Source organism: Candidatus Burkholderia verschuerenii (assembly GCF_001189365.1).
GTDB classification, from domain to species: domain Bacteria; phylum Pseudomonadota; class Gammaproteobacteria; order Burkholderiales; family Burkholderiaceae; genus Caballeronia; species Caballeronia verschuerenii.
In genome coordinates this window covers 29162-48392 of record NZ_LFJJ01000002.1, presented here as the reverse complement: position 1 = coordinate 48392, position 19231 = coordinate 29162, and the positions used below count along the sequence as shown (strand labels likewise).

General features: G+C 59.1%; 18 protein-coding genes. 13 read left to right on the top strand and 5 right to left on the bottom strand.

Annotation, left to right across the window (positions count from 1 at the left end; translation table 11 throughout):
• Positions 1-6 precede the first annotated feature (6 nt).
• A complete protein-coding gene (locus tag BVER_RS01050) occupies positions 7-255 on the bottom strand; it encodes a helix-turn-helix domain-containing protein (protein ID WP_050451643.1) in 249 nt (82 codons plus the stop codon).
• Positions 256-662: 407 nt separating this feature from the next.
• Here BVER_RS01050 and BVER_RS01045 point away from each other — a divergent pair, with 407 nt between their 5' ends.
• The 13 genes from BVER_RS01045 to BVER_RS00985 all read left to right on the top strand — a co-directional run bounded on the left by BVER_RS01045 (position 663) and on the right by BVER_RS00985 (position 17272).
• Positions 663-1889 (top strand): hypothetical protein, encoded by a 1227-nt coding sequence (locus BVER_RS01045; RefSeq protein WP_050451642.1) that lies wholly within the window; start codon positions 663-665, stop codon positions 1887-1889.
• A 108-nt stretch (positions 1890-1997) separates the two neighbouring features.
• Positions 1998-7529, top strand: coding sequence for a strawberry notch C-terminal domain-containing protein (locus BVER_RS01040; RefSeq protein WP_050451641.1), 5532 nt, complete (start codon positions 1998-2000; stop codon positions 7527-7529).
• A gap of 67 nt (positions 7530-7596) precedes the next feature.
• A complete protein-coding gene (locus BVER_RS01035) occupies positions 7597-8322 on the top strand; it encodes a hypothetical protein (protein ID WP_050451639.1) in 726 nt (241 codons plus the stop codon).
• A 12-nt stretch (positions 8323-8334) separates the two neighbouring features.
• Positions 8335-8631, top strand: a complete 297-nt coding sequence (locus BVER_RS01030; RefSeq protein ID WP_050451638.1) for a hypothetical protein — start codon at positions 8335-8337, stop codon at positions 8629-8631.
• Positions 8628-10064, top strand: a complete 1437-nt coding sequence (locus BVER_RS01025) for a hypothetical protein (protein ID WP_050451637.1) — start codon at positions 8628-8630, stop codon at positions 10062-10064. Before BVER_RS01030 ends, BVER_RS01025 begins: the two co-directional genes overlap by 4 nt.
• A gap of 68 nt (positions 10065-10132) precedes the next feature.
• Positions 10133-10375 (top strand): hypothetical protein, encoded by a 243-nt coding sequence (locus tag BVER_RS01020; RefSeq protein WP_050451636.1) that lies wholly within the window; start codon positions 10133-10135, stop codon positions 10373-10375.
• A 9-nt stretch (positions 10376-10384) separates the two neighbouring features.
• Positions 10385-11362: a hypothetical protein gene (locus BVER_RS01015; protein ID WP_050451635.1), complete on the top strand. Its 978-nt coding sequence runs from the start codon at positions 10385-10387 to the stop codon at positions 11360-11362.
• An 8-nt stretch (positions 11363-11370) separates the two neighbouring features.
• Complete coding sequence (locus tag BVER_RS01010) at positions 11371-12309, top strand: hypothetical protein (RefSeq protein ID WP_157055872.1); 939 nt, start codon at positions 11371-11373, stop codon at positions 12307-12309.
• Between the two features lie 8 nt (positions 12310-12317).
• Positions 12318-13751, top strand: a complete 1434-nt coding sequence (locus BVER_RS01005; protein ID WP_050451632.1) for a DNA topoisomerase — start codon at positions 12318-12320, stop codon at positions 13749-13751.
• A 34-nt stretch (positions 13752-13785) separates the two neighbouring features.
• The gene (locus tag BVER_RS32195; RefSeq protein WP_198155109.1) at positions 13786-15372 is read left to right on the top strand and encodes a hypothetical protein; all 1587 of its coding nucleotides are present in this window, start codon (positions 13786-13788) and stop codon (positions 15370-15372) included.
• 72 nt (positions 15373-15444) lie between these two features.
• The gene (locus tag BVER_RS00995) at positions 15445-16068 is read left to right on the top strand and encodes a LuxR C-terminal-related transcriptional regulator (RefSeq protein WP_198155108.1); all 624 of its coding nucleotides are present in this window, start codon (positions 15445-15447) and stop codon (positions 16066-16068) included.
• Between the two features lie 53 nt (positions 16069-16121).
• Positions 16122-16355 (top strand): hypothetical protein, encoded by a 234-nt coding sequence (locus BVER_RS00990; RefSeq protein WP_157055871.1) that lies wholly within the window; start codon positions 16122-16124, stop codon positions 16353-16355.
• Positions 16352-17272: an ATPase gene (locus BVER_RS00985; protein WP_050451627.1), complete on the top strand. Its 921-nt coding sequence runs from the start codon at positions 16352-16354 to the stop codon at positions 17270-17272. Before BVER_RS00990 ends, BVER_RS00985 begins: the two co-directional genes overlap by 4 nt.
• Here BVER_RS00985 and BVER_RS00980 read toward each other — a convergent pair.
• From BVER_RS00980 to BVER_RS00965, 4 genes are all read right to left on the bottom strand, one after another.
• Positions 17269-17529, bottom strand: a complete 261-nt coding sequence (locus BVER_RS00980; protein WP_050451626.1) for a hypothetical protein — start codon at positions 17527-17529, stop codon at positions 17269-17271. The two genes, BVER_RS00985 and BVER_RS00980, sit on opposite strands and share 4 nt — an antisense overlap.
• A 272-nt stretch (positions 17530-17801) precedes the next feature.
• Positions 17802-18281, bottom strand: a complete 480-nt coding sequence (locus BVER_RS00975; RefSeq protein WP_050451624.1) for a hypothetical protein — start codon at positions 18279-18281, stop codon at positions 17802-17804.
• A gap of 116 nt (positions 18282-18397) precedes the next feature.
• On the bottom strand, positions 18398-18724 hold the full coding sequence (locus tag BVER_RS00970) for a DEAD/DEAH box helicase family protein (RefSeq protein ID WP_157055870.1): 327 nt from the start codon (positions 18722-18724) through the stop codon (positions 18398-18400).
• Between the two features lie 13 nt (positions 18725-18737).
• Entirely contained in the window at positions 18738-19220 is a 483-nt protein-coding gene (locus tag BVER_RS00965) for a hypothetical protein (protein WP_050451621.1), read from the bottom strand.
• Positions 19221-19231 lie beyond the last annotated feature (11 nt).

Below are 19231 nucleotides of genomic sequence, written 5' to 3'. Positions count from 1 at the left end.
TTGGTGTCACGCGTTTGGAGGCCCGGCCAGCAGGGATGCTTCTACCGCAGCGGAGATTTCGACTAGGGAGACATTCAGGCCGCGAGCAAGGGCGAGCATTGTGTCAAGGCTCGGTGAGCGTAGCCCGCGCTCGAGAAGCGAAATATAGGTGCGGTCAAGGTCAGTCACCCTCGCCAAGGTGTACTGCGACATGCCTCGTTCGTTTCGAAGCTTGCGCAGTGTGGCAGCAAATGCGGTGTTGGCTTGACTGTTCAAATTCCCGGCCCGGTCATCTGGGCCAGAATTTTGAGTTTGATGACAATAGTCATCAGCAGACTATTGTCCGATTTTTGTAACGGGTAAGGCACGGCAGCGCATTTTTAAGGGGCCAGGACGGTTTTTCGTCATCCAGACGCCGACTCTTGAGGCTCTGACAGGGTGGCCACATCCAGCAATTGAACTCTGGCGCATATTCGAATCCCAACAATATTGTTCCCTATGACAATCTATTGCGCTATATCGCAACAATAAGTGATTGTCTGGCACGGTCCTTGCCTTGGCGGATAATGTATGTATCATTACTACGATACGCAATTAATCGCGTATCTAGCGCGACGCCCTCCGGGCATTGCGTCCCTATCCGAGCCAGGCGTTGCGCCGGCTTCCCAATGAAGGAGTATGGAATGTCGAAACTGAGTGCAATTCAGGAACGTATCGGCGGCTCGAAGGGCGATCTGCCGGCGACCGAAAATTTCGCCCTCCAAGTGGCGGGTTACACGAAGGACTCGAAGGATCGTGATGCGATCATCGGCACCCGCCTCGATACCGGCGAGGAAGTGACCGTCGTTCTGCGCCCGTACAAGAGCGAAAAGCCGCTCAAGGCACCGCGCGCGGAAGTGAAAGATTTCATCGCCAAGGAAGGCGAGATCTCCACGCTGATGAGCGCTCTCCCGAGCGACGAAATGCGCAAGTCGGTGCTGAAGGGCATGAAAGCCAAGACCGAGCCGGGCGGCACGATCATCGTCCAGCGCGCATTCACCGAATCGGATACCGGTGTCGTCAACGCTGGTTGGCTCCAGTCGGCCGCCAAGTACGCCGAGCACTGCAAGGTCGTCAGCGATGTGCTGCTGCGTATCGATCCGGTCGGCTACGTCGAGCGTGACGGCCGTCAGATCGGCTACGCGAATGCTACGGCGCTGATGCCGTCCGCTGCCAAGCAGGTCACGTCTGCCGAGCAACTGAAAACGGCGTTGCAGGATGCATTCGCGGGCGTCGGCGGCATTCAGGGTCGTCCGCTCGCGCTCGTGCGTCTGTCGGACGGCGAGGTCAGCAAGGCCGTCGAATTCGCTCTTCCGGTCAAGAAAAACAAGGAAACCGGCGAGTACAAGCACGCGACGGCCGCCGAGGCCGTCGAGGCATTCCTGGCCTCGCAGTCGGGCAAACAGGTGGCGCAACTCGTCGGCGATCCCGATCTGTCGATCGAAGTCGTTCCGGGCCAGCGCGTGAGCCTCGGCACGCAGGCGAAGGCATCGTTCGAAAAGAGCGCGACCGGCCTGGAACAGGTCAACCGCGCATATCGGTTCAAGAAGGCTGAGCAGGATCAGACGGGCTTCGCGCAGTCGTACATGGTGCTGCACGCGGTCGAAGGCGGCCAGATCTTCTCGTCGGCCGAACCGTTGTCGAACAAGCCGTCGCTGTTCCATCCCCGCGACGTGCCCACGCCGTTCTTCAACGGCAAACCGACCGCGATCGCCGAGAACAAGGAAATCGCGCACACCGACGCAGCCGTCGTTCCGGCCAGCGTCGCCGACGATGCGGACGACGACGAGCCGTTCGAAATCGACGATGTTGTGCAGAACGCCATTCCGGCCGAAGCGATGGCATCCAGCGCGCCGCGCATGCGCATGTAAGCAAATGCCACGGCAGTTTCACGCAACCACGAAAAAGACCGCCTCGCGCGGTCTTTTTCGTTGGTGATGATGACTATAGTCTGCGACCCACGATCAAGGATAGAAGCGATGGCTGCGCCCGAAACAATGAAATGGCTTGACCTGTCGGCACACGGCGTCAAGTTGCGTCTTTTCCAACTCAACGACAAGACCGTCAACCTCGTCCTGACCGGCGTTATACCGGCATCCGCTGAGTGGACTGCTGTGCAGGCCCTCGGCTTCGAGCCTTCGCGATCGGGAAAGACGCTCATACGCAGCGGCACTGATATCCAGACGGGCGCGCTGCGCAAGCTCTTTCCTTCGAACGTCATCCGGGATCTGCCGCTCTCGGATGTCTGGATTCGGGTCACGGGGCAGGCCGCCGATACATCGGAGCAGCGCCAGCAGGACCGTGCAGTCATCGGGCGCAATGCGTTGGGGCATGTCGTGCGCCGCGATGACGACGGCACCCGTTTTGTGACGTTCGCTGATGGAACCGTGTCTCGCGAGCGCGACTTGCAGGCGGGCGCTATGGCGCGCGACGACGCTGCGTCAGCGGCCCTTGCGGCATCGTACCTTCGTGCAACGTCGCCGCAGGCATTGGCGCTTTGTGCGGACGCGTTCGTTGACGAAATGCTGGCTGGCAAAAACATGGATTCCGGCGATCTGAGGCACTTCGGTGGCTTGGTCTATGGCGAAGCTCGCTCGCTCGAAATATCGGATACGCGGCTCAGGACGGTGCAGGAAGCCGTCGAGGCGGCGATGCATCGCTGTCTGTTTGCCCGCCATCAGCAGGCGGACGCAGAAGCGTTCAAGCTCGCTGTCGCGCTCGCAGAGCATCAGCCGACGTTCGCATACCGGACTTCTACGTCGGTCGAGAACCAGCAATATTCGACGCCGCTCCCGATGTCGATTGCAGTTCAACACATCCTCGGCGACACAGCGGGGGCGAAGCTGTTCGAACCAACGATCGGGAATGGAAGCCTTGTTACGGCGCTTCCGCGTGGCACGGAGATTACGGGCGTCGAGATCGACCCGGCGAGATCTGCCCAAGTCGGCGTGCTGCGGAATGACATTCGTCTCGTGACGGGCGACGTGCTTGATATCGCGGGTACGCTCGATTCCGACTTCACGTTCGTTGCGGCCAATCCACCGTTCGGCGGTCTTTCAACGCCAGTGGCATTTGAAAACCTGCGTTGCAACCGCGTCGATCATCTGATCGTCCTCAAGGCGCTTCGCCAGCGCAAGGACATTGGTCGTGGCGTGTTCATCATTGCGGCGGATCGGGAAAGCCTGATCGAGCAAGGAAAGATCGCAGGCGGCAGCAAGAGCTTCTTCGCGTGGCTCGCAGACCACTACGAAATCGAAGATGCGATCGAACTTGACGGAGCGCTCTATCGCAAGCAAGGGGCTGAGTACCCAGTTCGGATGGTGACGGTTGGGCGGCGCAGATCGCCCGAGGAAGCCGCAGCAGCGCTGCATTCCAAGCAATACAGGCTTGGCGAGCGCCTACCGGTAATCAGTACATGGGATGCCCTCTGGAGGCACACTGAAGCGCTTACGCATCGTCTGCGCCAAGGGCCTTCCGTCAAGGCAGAGCAGACATCCTCGCCTCGACGGAACGATGGCATTAAGCGCATTCCACTCTTTATTTCACAGGCGCAGGATCTCGCTCAGGAGCGCAACCTGAGCCCCGTGACGGCAGATGGGATTGAAGGCGGGGAGTGGGAGCGCGGCACGCCGCAAACGGACTCTTTCGTGTCGTTGCGCGCCTATCGTCACGAAGGCGGCGATCCACGTTTTGTTGTCCAGCGCGTCTTCGGTGGCCAGCACGTAAGCGGCACGTATGAGTCCGACGAACTGGCTGACCTCGCTCTCGGTGTAGCAACCCGCGAAGAATTTGTGGCTGTGCCAGCGATCGAGCGCCAGGACGCGATCGCTGCGATCGGCGCGCAAGACGGCGAACCGACCGCAGCGCAGGCCGCCCCCGTTGCTGCTGATGAGCACGAGGCCGTCATCAACGACTACCAGGCCCCGTATATCCCCGCGTCGAAGCTCAACGAACCGAGCGCGATGATCCCTCGCAACCTCGAAGAGCCGGTGCGCCGCGCACTGGCGAAGCTGGTCGAGGAAATCGGCATGGACGTTGATAGCTACGTTGCCGAGAAGCTGCAACTAACCGTCGAGGAAATGGAACTCGCCTTTTCTGCCGAACAGGTCGATGCGATTGCGCTTGCTATCAAGCGTGCTGAGGAAGGTCGAGGGTTTATCAATGGGGATCAGACCGGACAAGGGAAGGGGCGTGTGCTCGCCGCGTTGGCTCGCTATGCCGTTCTCAATAATCAACCGGTCGTTTTCAACACCGAGAAAGCGAACCTGTTCTCCGACTTCTGGAGGGATCTAAAGGACATCGACTCGCACACGCTGTTCCGGCCGTTAATCCTCAACGACGGCGAGCCGGTGCGCAACATGGACACCAACAAGATCGAGATCCCTGCGACCAAGGCGACCGTCATCAAGCAATTGATGGACAACGATGTCTCGTTGCAGGATTCGGGCTACAACCTCATGTTCTCGACATACTCGCAGTTCAACCGCGAGCGCACCGCAAGCAAAAAAGCGGCATGGCTTCCCGCAGCAGCGAAGGGCGCGATGTTGCTGCTGGATGAGTCTCATGTTGCCGCAGGCGAGTCGAACACCTCAGACAACATCGGTCTCGCAGTCGAGCATGCAGGATCGTGCATGTATTCGAGTGCCACGTTTGCGAAGAACGCGAAGAACATGCGCGCCTATGCAAAGGTGTTTCCGTCCAGCGTTGCCATCGAATCACTTGCGGACACGCTGCAAGCCGGTGGTGAGCCGCTACAGGAGATCCTGTCGGCGATGCTCGCCGAAGAGGGAGTATTCATTCGGCGCGAACATGACCTTTCGAAGCTCGAATTCTCGACGGTCGTCACCGAAGAGACGCGCGAGCGCGATGAGCAATGGGCGGATGCGCTTAGCGCAGCACTACGATCGATGTCTTACCTGTCGGGTGATGTGAGCCGCGTCATGAGGCGAATGGACAAGGAGATCAAGAAGCGCCTCGAAGACTTGCCGGAGTCCGCGCGCGCGGGCAACCGCATGGGAGTGTCGTATCAGGGATTCGGTTCACGCCTGTACAACATCCTTCGCCAGTTTTCGCTCGCCATAAAGATCGACAAGGTTGCAGATCAGGCTGTCGTCGCACTAAATGAGGGACGCAAACCCGTCATCGTGCTCGAACAGACTTTCGAGTCGTTGCTGAAAGAGGCGATCACGGAAAGCCAGAAGATCGATTTGGAAGAGGGCGAATTGAGCGAAGACGGGGCTAAGAACCTCACTGCGACGCTCGACGGGCGCACCGTTGATGCACTCACGTTCCGCGACCTTATGCAACGCGTCGCCAGCAAGCTCGAATACATCTACGTGCGCGACGACTATGGCAACGGTCACTATGAGCACGTCACCGCGCAGGCGAAGTCGAAGGAAGAAGCAGAGGCCATTGACGATGCCATCAATGATATAGCCGCGAAAATCGCTCAACTTCCCGACATCGCGGTTTCGCCGCTCGACACCCTGCGTCAGAAACTTAACGAAGCTGGATTCTCATACGGTGAGATATCGGGGCGTTCGTTCCAGACCCGTCCATCTCCAGACGATCCCAACAAGATCATCGTCAGTATCCGGCCCGACCAACGCCTGCAAACACTTTCCGACTTCAACAGCGGCCGTCTCGACTCGACTGCTCTGACGCGGGCAGGTTCTACAGGTCTTTCGGCGCATTCGAGCGCCAAGTTCGCGGATCGACGGCAGCGCGAATTGATCGAGGCGCAGATCGCGAACAACGTCGCGGAGCGCGTTCAATTCTTTGGTCGGGTGAATCGACGTGGACAGGTGAACACTCCGCGCATTACATCGGTCGTGACGCCACTTCCATCGGAAGCGCGCTCACTCGCGATGCAGAATGCCAAGCTCAGAAAGCTGTCGGCTAACACGCAATCCAACCGGAACAACCAGGCGGAAATGCGTGACGTGCCTGACATTCTCAACCCGGTTGGTAATGAGATCTGCCGTAGATACCTGGAAGAAAACCCGGATATTGCCGCGCTACTCGATATCAATCCAGAGCATGAGACGCCGAGCGACGATGAGGCATATTTCGCGAACAAGTTGACTGGCCGCATTGCATTGCTGCCTGTCGCCAAACAGAAGGAGGCATACGCGGACCTGTCGCGCGTTTTCAACGAAACCGTGAAGGAAATGGAGTCGAAAGGTATCAATCCGTTCCAGACCTCCGTTTGGGACTGGCGAGGCAAGATCGTGGACCAGAAGGTCTTTCGCGCCGGCAAGCGAAATGGGTCGGTGTTCGATCTGCCTGTCTACATCTCGCGCGTCGAGTGGGAAGAAGAAGTTATTCCGTACTCCTCTGAAGACATGATGCGGATGATCGAGCGAGGTCGCCAGTTTCTGACGGAGCAAGATAACCGGTTCAAACTGGTCGAACATCGCTACGCGATCGGGCAGCATGACAAATGGCGCGTCAACTGCGAGGGCATGTTGAAAGATGTCGATCAGTGCTTTGAAAAAGTGCAGCAGCAGGCGTTGAAATCGCTTCCTCAGTTCAAATCGGTTGAAGAGGCGATTGCATCGGCGGAGGCGAACCCGGTCAAGAGTTCATCTGTTCGGCACCAATGGATTCGCCGTGTGTTGTCCACGGTCGTGCCGGGATGCATCATCAATTACACCGGCATGGAAGAGCAGGCCGAGAAGGGAATGATCATCTCGCTGTTTCCGCCCGAGAAGCGCACTCAGGCGCACCTCCTTGGTCAGTACAGCGTCCGTGTCATCACTCCGGGTAGCGACAAATGGCAGGAGTTCACCCTGAACCAGCTTATCGGCGATCCGTTGTTTTCGACCGATCATCTCCTCGGCAACGACTACACCAATCCGCTGAAAGCCTACGACGCTGCGAAGCCGGGCACGATCCGTTTCTCGCGGAACGTTCTGACCGGCAATATGTTCGCTGCCTCACAGTTCGTCGCGGAGCATCGTCTCGGCAACGCGGCAATCTTCACCGACGAAACGGGTGCTCGGCATCGGGCGGTTGTGCTGTACGCGAGGGTGACTCAGGAGGACGTGCTGAACATGCCAGTTGCGCTGCCGAGAAATCTTGCCTCGACCGTGCTGGAAAAAGCGTACACAGAAGGGTTTAGCGTCAAGCTGATCGCGTCGCCGTCATTGAACGACAAGCAGTGCCAGGTCATCTTCGATCGCAGCAGGCCCGCATCCTTGACGATCTCGACCAGTGGAACGAAGGCTGTAGGCGGCGTCGTCTTTGGCAACAAGGATCTCACGAAGATTACAGGCGACTTTGCAGGCAACCGGACCACGATGAGCGTGTCGGTGGACTTCCACAAGATGGATGCCATCCTGGATGTTCTGATGAACCGATGCGGGCAAGCGTTCTACATCGATTCCCAATCCGCCAAGCGACTTCTGCCGGAATTTGCGGGAGATGACGCGGACGAAAACGACCTGATCGAGGACGAGCCGGACGACCAGAAAAAGAGGCCAGGGATGCCGCCGCGCTTCGCCGCATGAGTGCATTGAAGTCGAGCACTTCAATACGTATCATAATATGGATACAGACAAATCGGAGTTGTCAACCATGACGCAAGAAAACGACAAACCGTCGCTGTCGCAATTGTCTCCCGATCTCCTTGGGGCACTCGTGAAGTTTCGATCTGAAAACGGTCGGACATGGAAGCATAAGCTGCTCTCCGGCTGGCTGCGAGCCGCATTTCCCGGTGAGCTGCAACGGTTGCGCAACGAGTTCGGGCCGGAATGGCTCACGCGCGTGAAGGACTCGGAGTTCGACAAGCTGGCCGAGGCCGCCCGCAAGCCGGAACCCGGCGTCGGAATTCGCGGTCACGAGGCCCCTGTGATGCTCTCCGAGGCCACCTACGAAGGCGAATTCGGCAACAAACGTCATTTGACGCGCAAGGAGACCGTCATCATCCCTGTGTCCGCGCTCGCGCAGATGCGTGGAGTGCGGGGCGAGCGTCGCGAATTTACCGAGGACGAGTCGGGCAAGCAGAGGTTTGGGAATTACGGCATCGCCGAGTGGGAGAAGTTCAAGGCGGATCTCGCGCAAAACGGCATGGCCGAGCCGGTGACGATCAACATCGATGTCGGTGAAGAGGTCTGCGTCTACGAAGGCAACCATCGTATCCAGGCCGCGTTGCAAAGCGACTGGAATGTCATTGCTGCCGATATCCGTTATTACGGGCATGCGGAGACGACTTTCGAGGGAGGGTCGTTTTTCCGGCAGATCATGGCTCGCCTCGAGGAAGGCAACGCACCCAAGGTGTCGTCAGCGCGTCCGCGCATGTAGGGAGTGTCGAAAATGTTCGTATCGGAATTCATGGCCGAAATCGGCCTGGCGGGGACTGACATTCCGCCGCGTGTCACCTGGTCCATGGAGACCTCCGACTCAACGGCCATCGCGAGACTGGACCGGGACGGCGCGCAGGTTGAATTCGGCGTGTATGAGACGTTGGAAGGTGAATCCACCGTGGCAACCGGCATCGCGCTGCTGCAATCGGGATCTGACGAGATACTTTTTCGTGACGAGGCCGACGAGGTTTTCTTCGAGCGGTTTGCTGAAACTGTCCGGCTCATGCGCCTGGAGCAACCGGAATGAGCGAACAACAGGTGAGTGAACTAAACGCCTCCACCGTACTGGTCGAGCCGGCGCAGATGGTGGCATTCGAAAAGCGGCTGGAATCGCTCAACAAGAAGGCGGTGAAGTTCGGTCTGTCGCCCATCAAGATAGTCAGCGCTACGGACGCGCTCTATGAGCGAAAAAGTGAAAACGTCGGCCGCGATTCGGACAAGCTGCTGACCTACCTCGTCCCTGTTTCACGAGTGCAGGATGTGGAGCAACCTGTGCTCATCAAGCGCTTGCAGATCGAATACCCGGAGATCAAGCTCGGGCACTGGCGCGTGGTCGGCAAGATCGAAGCTGTCGAAGGCGGGAATCTTGTTTTCGCCGTCTCCCGAGGCGCGTCCGACGTGGCGGCGCTCACCGCGCGCGCCGATTGTCCGATCGAGTGCGAGCACTGCAACACCAATCGTCGCAGGAAAGACGGCTACCTCCTGCGTGATGACGAGAGCGGCGACTACAAAGAGGTCGGAAGCAACTGCCTGGAGGACTTCACTGGTATCGATCCCGCTGCCGCTCTCTTTATGGCTCAGATGTGGAGCGTCATCAGACTCGCCGAGGACGAGTTTGCCGAGTTCGGCCGCTCGGGTCGAGTCAACGCGGTCAGAACGGACCAGTATCTCGCCGACGTGAGCTTCATGGCTGAAAACTTTGGCTTCGTGTCCGCATCGAAGGCGCGGGAAACGGACCTGTCTCCGACGTACAGTGACGCTCTTTCCTTGCCTGGTCTGCTTATACGAACGAAAAACACGGAGCTTCGCGAGAAATACCTTACACAACACGAGCGACACGTTGAGACGGCAAACGCAGTCCGCGCGTGGATTGAGGGCAAAGAAGAAGAATCGACCTTCGATCGCAATGTGAAGCTGCTGTTGATGCAGGATGCAATATCGCTCAAGAGCAATCATCTGGCGTTCGCGGCCGCGACGGTGCCGCTGTATCAGCGCGCGCATGCAGCGAAGGCTGAAAATCGTAAGCGAAGCGAACACATCGGCCAGCCGGGCCAGAAGGTGACCGGTTCGCTTGTCGTGGAGCGGGTGGTTCCGATCGATACGATCTATGGATCATCTGATCTCGTGTTGTTTCGCGATAACGATGGCAACCGGATCAAGTGGAAAACCTCGGCCTGCCCGCTTGAAATCAAGGAAGGCATCGGCCGGTCGCTAGAGGCGACTTTCAAGATCAAGGAGCATGGCGAATACAACGGAGCAGCGCAGACCGCCATTACACACCTCAAGGTGCTGCGCTGGATTGATGCTGTGGAAATTGGCGCGAACGACGCCAGGGCCGCGCCGGTCATCAGCGAGGGCGATTCGCCGGCGTTCAAATCCGCTAAGGCACGCTTTCTTTCCGAGCATGGGGCGGGTGACGTTGACGCGTCAGCCCCGCCGAGGGCGCGCTACCGTCCGTGAGCCGCAGGTTTTGGTGTATCCTGAAAAATGCGTATCATAACAACGATACACAAATTAAGGAGCTTGAAATGTCACTTGCAGCAATTGCTCAGAAAGAACGCGCCAAGCGTTTGATTCCGCGCCTCGACGCCTGCACCGGGCGGATTGACGAGGGAAGCATCGTCAGATCGCACGCAATGGTCTACGCAGCCTTCCTGTCGGACTACGTGGCTGGCCGGATCGACGCGGCCAACCCCGAGACGGTCGGCATGTTGAGCCTGGCCGACGAGTTCTGCGAACTGGTCGAACACGAATATCCCGTCATCAACTGAGGCCAGTCCATGAGCGAATTCCAGAAAAAGGCAGAAGGTATCTTCGCGCGTTTCGCTGAAAAGTTGTCGAAGGTCGATCTCAAGCTGGCCGTCAGCATTCCGGCAGTGATTGGCGCGACGGTCGCTGTCGCAGGCTGTGCGCTCGAAGCACACGGTGAGCTTGGCGTTCTCAAGCACGGCGGCATCGCTGCTGTGAATGCGTACAAGGACACACTCGTTCAATACCCGTTCGGTGAGTTTCTTCGCCGTGGCCTCGAAGGCAAGCTTCCTTCGTTCGGCGGTAACACCCAGGCGCGCGGCTTTGCCTTCATGGTCGCTGCGCCGATTGTCAGCGCGGCTTCGGTGTCGCTTGCTCGCGGATTCACCGGGCTGAAGAAAATGCTCGCGGAGCGCGGCGAGCGCCTGCGCGAAGACGCTCGCGAATCGCTCCATTCACAGGATCGGCTGGATGACTCGGGTCGGTATGAGTGGGCGCACGCGCGCGCGGCCGACACGACGGAAGGTTCGTGGCGAGAGCCGCCGCCTGTCGATCGTGCGATACCCGATCGCATCGGCACTGTAGAAATGCTTCGGCGGCTAGCACTGGCGCATCGTGTCAAGGTCGATGACCTCGTGCTGGAGAGCGGCGAGGTACGGCTCTATGGGGGCGCGGAGAACCCCTCTCGACCGATTTGCAAGGTCGGATCGCCGTTCTGGGTCGAAACCGAGCGAAATGCGATGGTACTGCATCGCTTTGCCCAAGAGCACCGTCTTGATCCGTCGCAGTTGTACATTCGGGAAGACGTTGTTTATGAGGAAAACAAAGAAGCATTCATCGATCGCACCGTGTGCAAAATCGGTTCGAAAGAGTGGGAAATTGCACAACGCGAACAGTTGTCGCACGAACTGGACAAGCTGTTCGACGTGAAGTCACCGGCCGCCACGGCGAATGTAGAACCCCATGCGGCAAACGATGAGCAGCCGCGCGCCCGATTCCGTCCCGCGTGAGGATGACCATGGCCGACCAAACCAATCTGAGTATGACCGGAGAACCGGTCCAGTTCGTTGACGACTACGGTATGCCGACTACGCGACTCGCGCTCGCGCAGGACTACTGGCTCAACGTCATGTCGTTGGGCGATCGTGTCAAGGTCATGAGCGCAATTCCGCAAGGCGGCGTGAGCGTTGAAGCACGCCATAAGGCAATCATTAGCCACGTGGCGGATAACCTGCTGGACTTCGCGGTGACGGACGGAAATGTCCTTTCCGCGCGCACGCGGCAAATTGCGAGTTCGGAGCCGACGCAGAGGCCAGCCTGGACAGTCTTCGAAGCCTTGGAGCAGGTTCAAGCTGCGCTGCCCGATCCTGGCTTTGCCGAGCGGTGTGGTCTGCCACGCGCGGCGGTAGCACTTGTGTCGGAGACCGTTGAGCGAGCCAAGGCCGGTCCTGCGCTGGAGGCGGACATGCTCGCTGTGTTGCGCCAGGGGAAAGATCTGCTTCCCGCTGCCTGGGCCGCGCACGGAGGCGTTTCAAAGGAACTCGCAGACCGGCTCGACGCGGCGATCGCCGCCGCTGAGCAACGGACGCAACAGGCCGCGCCGCAGGCCGCGCGGGAGCGTCCGTCGCTGACGTTCAAGGAGCAGGTCATCAAGGTTGCGTATGCAGGGAAGGGCATTGAACCCATGATGTCTGAGGGTTTTCTCGCGGCAAAGGTCGCAAAAACCGGCCGAGGCATCTTTGTCGTGCCAGCAACTCTAAATCGTGCGGTCTATCTGGACATCCTCGCGGAAGCCAGGAGTGCCGGTCTTCAAACGGACCGCGTGTATGTCTTCGCTGAAAGGGCGACGTATACGGGGCACGGGATCGAGATCATGAAGTTCGATGATCTTCCATCGCTTCACGACACGGATGCAGCGTCAGATCGCGCCGCGCCCCGTCGCATGAAGCTCGCGTGAGGTAGACCATGCCAAAGCGTACCTATCTCACTGAAAAGCCGGACGTTGCCAAGCACGTTGCAGAATTCCTCGGCATCGAGAAGCGCCTGAGCGGTGCATACCTGCTGAAGAACGGCGATTACGTTACGAATAACATCGGGCATCTGCTCGACCTCGGATCGCCCGAGGACTACATGGCCGACGCGCAGAAGAGCGCGCGTGGATTCGACCAACTGCCGATCCTGCCGCCGAAATTTCGGCACTTCGCTGACAAGGATAAGGCCGACCAGCTTCGAACGGTCGTGAAGCTGCTCAAAGAGGCCGACATCATCGTCAACGCAGGCGATATCGACCGCGAGGGGCAGTTGATTGCCGACGAAGTGATTGCGTATGCAGGGATCAACCCTGACGGCAGCGCAAAGCCCGTCGAACGCGTGCTGATCACGGCAAACAACGAGGCATCGCTTCGCACCGCCTTTGCTCCGCAGAATCGCCGTAAAAATGGCGAGCCGCAGTTTGTAAATCGGCGCTATGCAGGCGAGGCGCGCTCCGAGGCGGACTGGCTCATCGGTATGAACGGTTCGCGCGGCGTGCGCGCGGCGATCGGCGTGCGGCTCGAAGAGGCCCTATCGGTCGGTCGGGTCCAGACGCCGACGCTCGGTCTCGTCGTCATCCGTGAACTGGAGATCCGCAATTTCAAGGCGGTCACCTACTACGTGCCGGAGATCGAGTTGCCGGACGGTCGCGTGCTCGAATGGGCAGGGCGGCTGGAAGGCGCGGATCAGGCTGGCATCGACAGCGAAGGCCGGATCATCGATCGGCGCGTTGCAGAGGCGATTGTTGCGCGTATCAAGGCAGGATTGGCGGGCGTTGTCACGCACTACACGGCGATCGAGCGTGAGCAGGAGCCGCCGCTACCGTTCAACCTGGCGAAGCTGCAATCGGAAATGTCGGCCCGGCACGCCATGTCGGCTAAGGAAACGTCCAAAGCCACGCAGTCGTTGTATCAGACCCGCAAGATGGTGACCTATGTGGGCACCGATTGTCAGTACCTCCCTCAGTCCATGCATGAAGAAGCGCCCGACGTACTGAAGGGCATTTCCGGGCAGTACATGAAGCTCGCGAGTGGGACGAATCCGGGCTTCAAGTATTCGTGCTGGAACGATTCCAAGGTCTCTGCGCACCACGCAATCATTCCAACCGGCGAACTAGCCGGCGGCCTTACGACGGACGAGCAGCGCGTGTTCGATGCCGTCGCGCGTCGGTACATGGCGCAGTTCTATCCGAAGCACAAGTACGTCGAGAACAAACTGGAGGCCGAGTACGGACAGGACGTTTTCGCCTCTGGTTGGCGCAAGACGCTTGTGGATGGATGGAAAGTCGTGGATCAACAGGCGGACGAAGACGTGAAAGATGCCGAATCGTTGGAGAACAAGCCAGCGATGAGGATGCGAAACAAGTGACCAGTCAGTACGCATTCTTGAATAGGAGGAGAAAGTGAAAGAGCGATCGGATGCCGTCCGTATGGCCGTACAAGCGAATGTCTTTGTGGATGACGATGGCCGCAAGTCTGTCGAGGGCTACTGGGTCGTCGAAACCGAGGACGACGGAAGTGTGTGCGGAATTGCTTCCGGCACGCTGCATGACACGCGAGAAGGCGCTGAGGAGGAGATGGCTAAGCTGAAAGGCGAGAATATGGCGACTAATATCGTGGTCAACTTACCGGACGGCTACAACGGACACACCGCGAATTTTATCGGCGAGCCGGTCCAGCGGGACGGCCACCTCGTGAAGCTCAGATGTGCCGGGCGCGGCCGGGAGCACCTGATCCGCTGGATTGATGAGTCAGATCTTCAGGCGGCGATCGCCGCGCAGATTGCGAGTGCAAAGGCGTGGGAATACCGCGACGAGCGGGAAGGCGTCGAGTTCCTGTCGCTCGATCGGCTTCCTGCGGAAAAGCGCGGCCAGTGGACGAGCGAACGTCCGCTCGCTTCAGTGCCCGCCTCGTTGGTCGGCCTCGACGCCGACGTAGCCGACCAACCGCGTCAGTCCCAGGCGATGCAGCTAATTGCCCTGGCAGGCGAAAATCCGCAGAAGATGCGTGCTCTGGCTGAACTCCTTATCGTCAAAAAGGGTAGTCTGCTCTTTGGCCGGATTGCCGCAAGCCGGAGCAGCGGCGATGCATTGAAGGCGATAGGCATTCAGGTCGGTGGTTACGATGACGATGCCGAAAGCTTCTTTGTATGTATCGAGCCGGCGACGCTGAATCGGGACGCAGCGAGCGCCAGTGATTTCGATCTGTCCGGCCTCCACGTGCGCAACAGTGCGCGTATGGGCGCTGATGACTACCCGGCGACCGTCGATGAGATCGACGCGGAGATTGCGTGGTGCGAGTACATGCTGAGCACGCCGAAAGAGTTTCCGGTCGAGTCGGTTTCTCGCATCCAGCAGATCGAGAGTGATCTTGCCCCCCATCGGAATGGATGGGTGGGTTTGGATCGGCAGCACATTCAGGATCTGCAACGCGAGCGGGCTGGCCTTCTCAAGGCGCAGAGTGCGGTTCTCAAGCCAGAGGATCGCGCGGATCTTGAAAATGCCCTTTTTTCGCTTCGTTGGGACCGGCTGGAGCGTCACACGGGCGGCTCGCCGGCCCCCGTGACTGTCGTTGCATCACACGCATGCTATCCGGTTGAGTGTTCCGCCAAGGGACTGCTGTTGTCCGGTGGTCGCGTCGTGATCAACTATCCCTTCAAGTGGCAGGATGGCACCGATCCTTCGTTCGATACCGATGCACAGATCGACATCTCGCATGTCGTCCTTGCGACCGGCAACGAGTTGCCCCAAGGTTGGCGCGATATCGGTGTCGAAGACGTGACGCGAGACGATTACCGCGTGCTGGACGAGCGCCGACAAGCGCTGGAATTGTCCTTCGCGAAGGGCGAGGATCTGCCGGACACGATCGATCTTCACGAGCGGATCATTCGTGTGATGGACAGTTCACCGTGGATGATCGACAACGATACGGGCCAGGTCGCGGACAGGGCGGCACTTCTAGACGCTCACAAGCCGCGTATGCGGCTGTAGCGGGGTCGCGCCATGTCGAGTGTACTGGTAGCCGTCTCAGACCCGCTACGGTGCTTTGGGATCGAGGCGCTCGTGACAGCCGCTGGCGTCGCTGACGTGTGCGTTTTTGCCGTCTCTGCAAGAGACCTCGCCGAGGAAATGCGCCGTCTGCAAAACCACGCGGCCGTCGTTATTGATCTGGATCTAAAAGATGCGCCAGCGTTCGATCTGATCGGTCGCGCGCGGGCGCACTCGCCCACGATGGGCGTTCTCGCGCTCGATCTTGCCGAGGGCGCCGATCGCACGTTGCGGGCGCTGCGCAGTGGCGCGACTGGCGTCGTTGGGGCTATGGCGACGCGTCAGGAAATGCTGGACGCTTTGCGCGCGGTGGCCGCTGGCCGCAGATTCGTCCAGGCGAGTTCGCTCACTTCGCTGATCGACCAGATCTCGGGGCAGGCTTCCGAGCCTTCCCACGAAGATCTGTCGAATCGCGAGTACCAGACGCTTTGTCTGCTTGCGCGGGGAATGAGGTTGGTGGATGTGGCCGACGAACTGTCGATCAGCGTGAAGACGGCCAGCACCTACCGCGCGCGCCTGCTCGACAAGCTACAGCTTCGCACCAACGCAGACCTGATTCACTACGCGCTCATGAACGGCGTTGGTGTGACCGGGGCGGCGGCCCGTCTGCGCGGCGGCCCACCAACCGAAAGACAGTAGATGTTGCGCGCGATACCATGCCGAGGAGTATAATGTCAACCAGAAGGTGTCCAATGGAGTGGATCATGCCTGCTGACAAACTCGGCCGTTATATGACCAGCGACGTGTTTCTGGCGCGCGCCAATGCGGCGGTGAAGAAGGCCGTTCGTAACCTTGAAGAAAAGGGCATCGAACCCGCCTACGTCGTGCGTGAGCCGAAAGAGGCGGCAACGGAGGTGTCCGGCGATGTCGTCAAGGTGAGCGTCGGCGCGTCCAGCGCGAAGCGTAAAACCCTTAAAGTTGCATGACCATCACGAACGAAGAAGAAAAAGGCATTCCCGCAGTCATCATCTTCGCCGGGCCAAACGGCTCGGGGAAATCCACCATTACAGAGGCAGTCGTCGGTGACCCGGATCAGTTTTCGGGAGAATACATCAACGCCGACGACATCGCCCGCAGTCTCCAAGACCAGATTCCCGACTACCGCGAGCGTAACCTCAAGGCTGCGCAGATCGCGGAAGAGCGCCGTCTTCAGGCGCTGCAAGACGGTCGCGACTTCGCCTTTGAAACCGTTATGTCCACGCCTGAGAAGGTCGCGCTGATGACGCAGGCGAGGGCGCTTGGCTACCGCGTCTCTCTGTTCTTCGTTACGACGGAAGATCCTGAAATCAACGTGCTCCGCGTCGCCGGCCGCGTCGCGGACGGCGGCCACGCCGTCGAGCCGGACGCAATCCGCCGTCGCTATGCTGCGGCGATGGATCTGCTGCCGGCCGCGTTCGAGCATGCAGACCAGGCGACTGTGCTCGACAACTCGGAAGAGCCGGGCAACTTGCGCATCGTTGCGATCAAGGCGGACGAAGACGTGGAGTTCCCGGTGGAGGATGCGGTCCTGCCGTGGGTGGCCGAGAAGCTGACCGATCCCTACATGCGGCGGCTCGCATCACGCAAGCTGCTGTCGGCCGCGCTATCGGATGGTCGGCCTGTTCGCGTTGCCGAGGCCGCGCACGGCAAGGATTACACCGGCCTGGTGGTTCGAGTCACCGAGCACCACGCGTTGCAGGACGTGGCGGGCGAATTGCTACTGCACGATCGGCAACTCACCGCGACGACGGCGTATATGGTAGGTCGCGAGCAAACCGTGAGCTATCGATATGAGCACGGCAAGATTGTGCCCGTCGATGCGGTCTCGCCAGCAGCCCGACCGCAGACACCAAAGCAGAGTTAGGAATCGACGGCGCGGGCGCGCTTACCGGCCGCGCCGTATCGATAATTGTTGTCGATCCACTGCTTGGCCCATTCGATACCGCGCTCATACGCTTGCCATCGATAAACGCGGTTGCCAAGGTCGCAGAAGATAAAGCGCTCGCCGTCTTCGCGATGAATAACTACGCCAGATTGAAAAAGTCGCTGCTTGGCCAGAATGATCGGGGACGCCTCGATTTTCCAGCCTTCGTATTCTGCGAACCGATTCACACGTCTCATGGCAACCTCTAACGAAGCGGCACCCTTCCGATCTCCCTAGCCGAGCAGCGCTATGCGCAGCCACGAAGGACATTGTGTAGTTGACATGATAGTCAACACAGCAAGCGCGAAAAACATCGCGGTCAAGAAAATCCTATCAGACGTACTGAGCATTCAAGCCCCCTAGTGAGTGTGGAATGAGTATTTAAGCTGTATCTCTAGCTTCGTGCCACACTCAAACGCGCGCTATTCCGGGGGGCTTTCGTTACGTTAGTCGGTGGGATCGACAATCTTCAATTACTGTGCGTCGGATCAGCGCCCACAAATACGTTTTCGGGCGCATCGGGCCAGTCGCGTCGGATTGCCGAGAAATCGCCGTGCAACCAGGCGCGGAGAAATTCCAGCCCTTCTTCAGTTTCGAGTGCGAACTTGATCGCACCAATGGCCGCATTCGGCATGGTCGCGTCGCCGCTGGCCAGAGGCGGCCGAGGCATCAGTATCGAGATATTCTTCGCGCGACTCAGGCGCTGAAGCTCTGCCAGTTCAGTGCTTGCGACGGATTCAACGACGAAGTGCCTCGTAAGACCGTTGAACAGATCTTCGAGCGTCGGCCAAAGAGGTGCTTCGCGGACGTCGAACGACTGCTGAGAAAGGACGACCACGCGGTCAGCACACATATGCGAGATCGAACGATGCATTTCCTGAAGATCTGCGGCCGTACTCGCTTCGGTCACGACGAATCCGACCGTCTTTTCGTTGTCGGGGAAATTCATGCTAGGCAATCTCTCATATCCGGCTACCGGCCGTTGCGGAGCGCGAGGTGCGCAAAGTGTGTTTTCCGTGCCGGTTCGACATGACGCCGACACAGTAGCGATGGGCATTGCGTCGCTCAATGCGGCTTAAACACCCGGACGTTCGAATTCGCGAGAAGCGAGGCGTGTGCATCCTCGCTGCCGTATGCCTCACGAAGCTGTCGCATATCCGAACTGGCGACGACCACGCGAACCTCTTGAGAAAAAGCCTCATCAAAGCGTTCGCGTGCGTGCGTAATGCACTCTTGCGGGCTGGCATCACCCGCGCTTGCCGCTGCTTGCGCAACGGCCTTCGAAGCCAGTCCAAACGCAGCAACCGCGTCGTCCCACGCAAGTCCTGTTGTCATGGCTTGCTGGACCAGCATGCCAGCCACAAGGCCAATTCTTTCCTTCAGTTCGCTCATCTGCATTTCCCTGTCATGTTGTCTCACGACGCGCCTTCAGGATGGTCACGTAGGAGTAGATTTTCGCGGCTGAGATGCCGATCACGACCACCGCCAGTATCCATGGCAGACCTAACGCCAAATACGACGCAATTTGCCCCATGGCGTCGTGCATTCGGTCGAATGAATTGCCATCATGCGTTCCGCTATCAGCCGCTGCCTCCAGCATCGCTCGGTTGATCTGGACGAGGCCAGCCGCGAGCAGCAGCAACAGGGCCGATACGGGTGCATGGGCAATGCCCTTTATCCGCCCGAGGATGCACGCCATCGTTCCGGCTACCAGTGCGGCTGCTGTGATGCCGAGCACCCACGCCGGAAGACTCAGAAACGACTGCATACCACTAGCCAAGCTGTAGCCAATGACGCCGATCAGAACCGGCAAGCCGAGGTATACAAAGGGAAGGACCGGCGCGAGCAGTGCAGCAGTGCCAATCGCTTCTTTTTCGTCTTTGTTCACGTCTATCTCTC

What these genes read in the sequence shown, in the direction of transcription:
- BVER_RS01020 (WP_050451636.1), top strand. Translation starts at nt 10,133, where the DNA reads ATGTCACTTGCAGCAATTGCTCAGAAAGAACGCGCCAAGCGTTTGATT.
- BVER_RS00985 (WP_050451627.1), top strand. Translation starts at nt 16,352, where the DNA reads ATGACCATCACGAACGAAGAAGAAAAAGGCATTCCCGCAGTCATCATC.
- BVER_RS01005 (WP_050451632.1), top strand. Translation starts at nt 12,318, where the DNA reads ATGCCAAAGCGTACCTATCTCACTGAAAAGCCGGACGTTGCCAAGCAC.
- BVER_RS00975 (WP_050451624.1), bottom strand. Translation starts at nt 18,281, where the DNA reads ATGAATTTCCCCGACAACGAAAAGACGGTCGGATTCGTCGTGACCGAA.
- BVER_RS01010 (WP_157055872.1), top strand. Translation starts at nt 11,371, where the DNA reads ATGGCCGACCAAACCAATCTGAGTATGACCGGAGAACCGGTCCAGTTC.
- BVER_RS01015 (WP_050451635.1), top strand. Translation starts at nt 10,385, where the DNA reads ATGAGCGAATTCCAGAAAAAGGCAGAAGGTATCTTCGCGCGTTTCGCT.
- BVER_RS00970 (WP_157055870.1), bottom strand. Translation starts at nt 18,724, where the DNA reads ATGAGCGAACTGAAGGAAAGAATTGGCCTTGTGGCTGGCATGCTGGTC.
- BVER_RS00980 (WP_050451626.1), bottom strand. Translation starts at nt 17,529, where the DNA reads ATGAGACGTGTGAATCGGTTCGCAGAATACGAAGGCTGGAAAATCGAG.
- BVER_RS01025 (WP_050451637.1), top strand. Translation starts at nt 8,628, where the DNA reads ATGAGCGAACAACAGGTGAGTGAACTAAACGCCTCCACCGTACTGGTC.
- BVER_RS01035 (WP_050451639.1), top strand. Translation starts at nt 7,597, where the DNA reads ATGACGCAAGAAAACGACAAACCGTCGCTGTCGCAATTGTCTCCCGAT.
- BVER_RS01045 (WP_050451642.1), top strand. Translation starts at nt 663, where the DNA reads ATGTCGAAACTGAGTGCAATTCAGGAACGTATCGGCGGCTCGAAGGGC.
- BVER_RS00990 (WP_157055871.1), top strand. Translation starts at nt 16,122, where the DNA reads ATGGAGTGGATCATGCCTGCTGACAAACTCGGCCGTTATATGACCAGC.
- BVER_RS01030 (WP_050451638.1), top strand. Translation starts at nt 8,335, where the DNA reads ATGTTCGTATCGGAATTCATGGCCGAAATCGGCCTGGCGGGGACTGAC.
- BVER_RS01040 (WP_050451641.1), top strand. Translation starts at nt 1,998, where the DNA reads ATGGCTGCGCCCGAAACAATGAAATGGCTTGACCTGTCGGCACACGGC.